Below are 2,824 nucleotides of genomic sequence, written 5' to 3'. Positions count from 1 at the left end.
TTTTTAACTTAAATAAAGTAGTATGAGAAATGAAAAATTGATACATGCATTGGGAAGTTGTATCAACCATTGCAATTATTGTGCGGACGCTTGCCTAGATGAAGATAACATTTCAATGATGAAGAATTGTATTAGAATCGACAGGGTATGTGCCGAAGTATGTAGTTCGCTTGCACAAATCCTAGCTACCTCTTATACGGACGTACAGGGCCTTGTCGATTATTGCAAGAAAATTTGCGAAGCGTGTGCCGATGAGTGCTCGCGCCACGACCACGAACATTGCAAACTATGTGCTAAAGCCTGCAGGGAATGTGCACAGGCATGTGATGAATTTTCCAAATAGTAATAGGAGAGTTTGAGGTTTATTTGTTCTCGAGGACCTTATTACAAAAATTGATTTTAATTACACTACCATGTAAAAGGTTTTGCTGCAATCGTATAAAGTTTCTAGACCTAAAACGGATATAAAATGAAATAATTCAACTTTATATAAGAGATAAAGTAAGTTCAATAACTAGACCTATAAAAGAATTAAAGGATTTTAGAAGAATCACTTTAAAACCAGGGGAAACAAAGAAAGTAAGTTTTACAGTTACTCCTGATAAATTAAAATTTTACAATATCAATATGAAGGAAGTCGTTGAGCCAGGTGATTTTGAAATAATGGTTGGTCCTTCTTCCCAGACATTTGATAGTGTTCAATTAACAGTATTAGACAATTAATCTTTTGAATTATGAAAACAATGAAATTTATACTATTAGCTTTTTTAAGTGTTTTATACTTTAGTTGTACGACACATCCAGATAGAACAATTATAGGAGAGTGGTACGGTTTGAAAGATGGAAGTCCGGTAACTGTAAAATTTAATGATGACCAAACATTGTCTATACATGCAGAGGCTTTTTCCGGACTTTCTTTTTCCGGTCAGTATGAAATTAACACTGATGTAGAACCAATTGCAGTAGACCTTACACTTCCAAGTGGAATGGTCTGTGCTGCTATTATTAGTTCCACCGACGCAAAAGAGATGGAATTTTACGGTTTATTTGGAGCACCTGGGCAAACTCAACGGCCTGCAAAGATTGAGAAAAATCCTCAGAGACCGGATGCCTTATATTTGAAATTGAACCGTGATAAAAAGATTATTAAGCAAAAAACTAACGAGGTAACTCCTCCAAAAGAAGCGCAATTGGCTTTTGAACGAAACAGACGCCTTGGTAGAGGATTGAATTTGAATGGCCTTCTTGATAATAATTCCGGTGATCTACATTTGTACCCAACACCTGATCAACCAATCAAGCCTGAACATATTAAAATGATTGCTGAAGCTGGATTTAACAGTGTCCGTCTTCCTGTTACCTGGTCCGTTCATGCTTCAAAAACGTCACCTTACAATATCAAACCAGCTTTTTTCGATAAGGTGGACAATATTGTAAATCAATGTTTGGAAAATGGTTTAGCCGTATCTATTGATATTCATTATTATCCATACATTAATATGCACCATGGAGATGATGAATTAAGTTTCGATGAGAATATTGAGCGATTTTATTCTCTCTGGGAGCAAATAGCTGAACACTATAAAGACTATCCTCCTGAAGTGTATTTTGATTTACTAAATGAACCCAACATGGAAGTTGGTGTTCAACGATACAATGAATTAATTTCAAAAACGATTCAATTAATTAGGAGAACAAATCCAAATCGCACATTAATTATTGGCACTCCCAATCTCGGACAATCCTGGACAATTGGCTTGCTTGACCTACCAGATGATGAATGGAATTTAATTGTACAAATTCATTATTATTTGCCTCATTTATTCACCCATCAGGGATTGGCATATGCCAATGCGGAGTCCAGTCGGGGAATGCAATGGACAGGTACTTCAGAAGAAAAAAATCCCATTGAAAGCGATTTGGCTTATTGTGCAAAATGGAGCAAAACACATTCAAGACCAATAAATTTGGGAGAATTCGGAGTAGTAGAATATGCCGATACTGCTTCTCGAGCCAGATATATCAGTTTTGTGCGTGAAACAGCGGAAAAATATGATTTTAGTTTTCACATATGGGGTTTTCGTGAAATATTCCGTGTTTTTGATGAAGAAACCAGTCAGTGGAAAGAAAACATTCTTAATGCACTAGTCCCTAATGATGAACAATAGAGGTTTAATACTTAAAATAATATGATGTTGATTTTACTAACGTTGTGAAAAAGAAGCGAATCAAAAAATATATCATAATTCTCATTGCCTTAATCTTTTCATTTTCGGCAAGGGCTCAACAAGAGGCTAAAAATCGGTTAATTGTAATTACGGATATTGGAAATGAGACTGATGACTTACAGTCAATGGTTAGGTTGTTGCTTTATTCTAACCAAATAGACATAGAAGGTATAATTGCCTCTACCTCAATTCATCAAAAATCAAATGTTTATCCTGAAATTATTAAAAAAGCGTTTGAAGCATATGCAAAAGTTCGTCCAAATCTATTAAAGCATGAATCTGGATTTCCTACTTCTTCATACTTTTTATCTAGATTAAAAACTGGACTACCTATTTATGGTATGGACGGAGTTGGAAAAGGTAAGGATTCTGAAGGATCGGAATGGATAATAGAGATGCTTGAGAAAGAAGATGATATACCTTTATGGATTTCAGTATGGGGTGGTCCTAACACGTTGGCTCAAGCCCTATGGAAATTAAAAGAGACAAGAAGTGAAAATCGTTTTTTTGAACTTTTATTTGCTCGGTTTCTTTTGCCGATTATCTTTCATGGCAACTACAATTACCTGATTTTTATCGAAAATATAATACACGGT

Annotated in this window: 4 protein-coding genes; all 4 read left to right on the top strand. The window is 35.2% G+C overall.

Going from position 1 to position 2,824, the window contains the following annotated elements; all coding sequences use genetic code 11:
- Positions 1-22 precede the first annotated feature (22 nt).
- Complete coding sequence (locus tag BIZ36_RS20430; protein ID WP_187459707.1) at positions 23-343, top strand: four-helix bundle copper-binding protein; 321 nt, start codon at positions 23-25, stop codon at positions 341-343.
- Positions 344-474: 131 nt separating this feature from the next.
- Positions 475-723, top strand: a complete 249-nt coding sequence (locus BIZ36_RS20425) for a fibronectin type III-like domain-contianing protein (protein WP_187459709.1) — start codon at positions 475-477, stop codon at positions 721-723.
- Positions 724-734: 11 nt separating this feature from the next.
- Positions 735-2,168 (top strand): glycoside hydrolase family 5 protein, encoded by a 1,434-nt coding sequence (locus tag BIZ36_RS20420; protein WP_187459706.1) that lies wholly within the window; start codon positions 735-737, stop codon positions 2,166-2,168.
- A gap of 44 nt (positions 2,169-2,212) precedes the next feature.
- A partial coding sequence (locus BIZ36_RS20415; RefSeq protein WP_353616865.1) for a DUF1593 domain-containing protein occupies positions 2,213-2,824 on the top strand: 612 nt, incomplete at its 3' end.

Origin of the sequence: Cytophaga sp. FL35 (genome assembly GCF_014349235.1) — a bacterium.
Taxonomy (GTDB): domain Bacteria; phylum Bacteroidota; class Bacteroidia; order Flavobacteriales; family Flavobacteriaceae; genus Euzebyella.
This window is presented reverse-complemented; position numbering and strand designations above follow the sequence as displayed.

What these genes read in the sequence shown, in the direction of transcription:
- BIZ36_RS20420 (WP_187459706.1), top strand. Translation starts at nt 735, where the DNA reads ATGAAAACAATGAAATTTATACTATTAGCTTTTTTAAGTGTTTTATAC.
- BIZ36_RS20430 (WP_187459707.1), top strand. Translation starts at nt 23, where the DNA reads ATGAGAAATGAAAAATTGATACATGCATTGGGAAGTTGTATCAACCAT.